Source organism: Elstera litoralis (assembly GCF_000963705.1).
Taxonomy (GTDB): Bacteria; Pseudomonadota; Alphaproteobacteria; order Elsterales; family Elsteraceae; genus Elstera; species Elstera litoralis.
This window is the reverse complement of the sequence record NZ_LAJY01000676.1, coordinates 1-1,239: the sequence shown is the minus strand read 5'-3', so window position 1 is coordinate 1,239 and position 1,239 is coordinate 1. Positions and strand designations below refer to the sequence as shown.

General features: G+C 62.8%; 3 protein-coding genes. 2 read left to right on the top strand and 1 reads right to left on the bottom strand.

Annotated features, from left to right (window positions below; translation table 11 throughout):
- Positions 1–657 (top strand): Smr/MutS family protein (locus tag VZ95_RS18895; protein WP_156995419.1); only part of this gene is annotated, 657 nt, incomplete at its 5' end.
- A complete protein-coding gene (locus VZ95_RS18890) occupies positions 654–1,007 on the top strand; it encodes a helix-turn-helix domain-containing protein (RefSeq protein WP_045777238.1) in 354 nt (117 codons plus the stop codon). The genes VZ95_RS18895 and VZ95_RS18890, both read left to right, overlap by 4 nt.
- A gap of 19 nt (positions 1,008–1,026) precedes the next feature.
- Here the strand turns inward: VZ95_RS18890 and VZ95_RS27555 are convergent.
- Positions 1,027–1,239: N-acetyltransferase (locus tag VZ95_RS27555; protein ID WP_232302753.1), on the bottom strand; the 213-nt coding region annotated here is incomplete at its 5' end.

The following is a 1,239-nucleotide window of genomic DNA, read 5'->3' as shown; positions in this document are numbered from 1 at the left end:
CGATGGCCCCGAAGAAAGAGCCTCCCGCCCCACCGTCCGCGTCGCCTGCGCGCGCTGAGTGAGGCCGAACGAACCCTGTGGCAGCAGATCACCCAGCAGGTCACGCCACTGCGCCCCGCGCCTGCGCCGAAACGCGTGGAGCCGGTACCTGCGCCCGCGAAAGCCCCGGAAGCGCCCATCGCCAGTGTCGGCGGCCCGATGCTCGCGCCCGTCAAACCGGCAGAAGCAGCGCCGGTAAAGCGCAAAGGCCCGCCGCCGATCAAGGTCGGCAAGCTCGATAACATCGACCGCGCCACCGCCCGGAAATTTGCCAAGGGCGAGCGCGAGATCGATGGGGTTTTGGATTTGCACGGCATGACCCAGGCCGCCGCCCAAGATCGGTTGATCGATTTTCTGTTGGGGGCCTGGGCGCAGGGCTGGCGCTGCGTGCTGGTGATTACCGGCAAGGGCCAGGAGAAGCCGGATCATCGCCCCTGGCCCGAACCCGAATCGCGCGGTATTCTGCGCCGCGCCCTGCCGCTGTGGGTGAATGAGCCGCCGTTGCGCGGTAAGATTCTCGGCATCACCTCCGCCAAACCCCAGCACGGCGGGTCGGGCGCTTTCTATCTGCTGATCCGGCGCGACCGGGACGAGACGAAACGAGGCCCGCGCCCATGACCCCCTTCGGCGAACGCTGCCGCGCCCTGCGCACGACTAAGAAGGTCTCCCTGCGCGCGATGGCCGCCGCTTTGGAAATCAGCCCCGCCTATCTCTCGGCCTTAGAGAACGGCCACCGGGGCCGCCCCTCGCGCGGGTTGGTGCGGCAGATTTGCGATTTCTTCGGCCTGATCTGGGACGATGCCGAAGCCATGCAGCGCCTCGCCGACCTCTCCCACCCCCGCGTCACCATCGACACCGCCGGGCTCGACCCGTTGGCGACGGAGCTTGCGAACCGGCTGGCGGAGCGGATCGGGGAGCTGGATAAAACTACGTTGGCGGAGATTTTGGCGCGGCTTTCGAACTCGTAGGCTCTTTTGATTCTCAGCGTCACGCGGTTCCAGTAGAGTTTAAATTTGCTCTAAGTGTATCTAACTTTGCAGACCTCAACACGGAATTGACGATTAATCCCGGCGAAAGCTCGATATTTTCTCTAGAAACCTCACTAAAACCCAGGCTTCCGTAAAATCTTATCGCAGATGCACTTGTCTCAAGAACATAAACATGAATTTCCGTGGAGGCTTTTATGTTCTCTACCAGCAA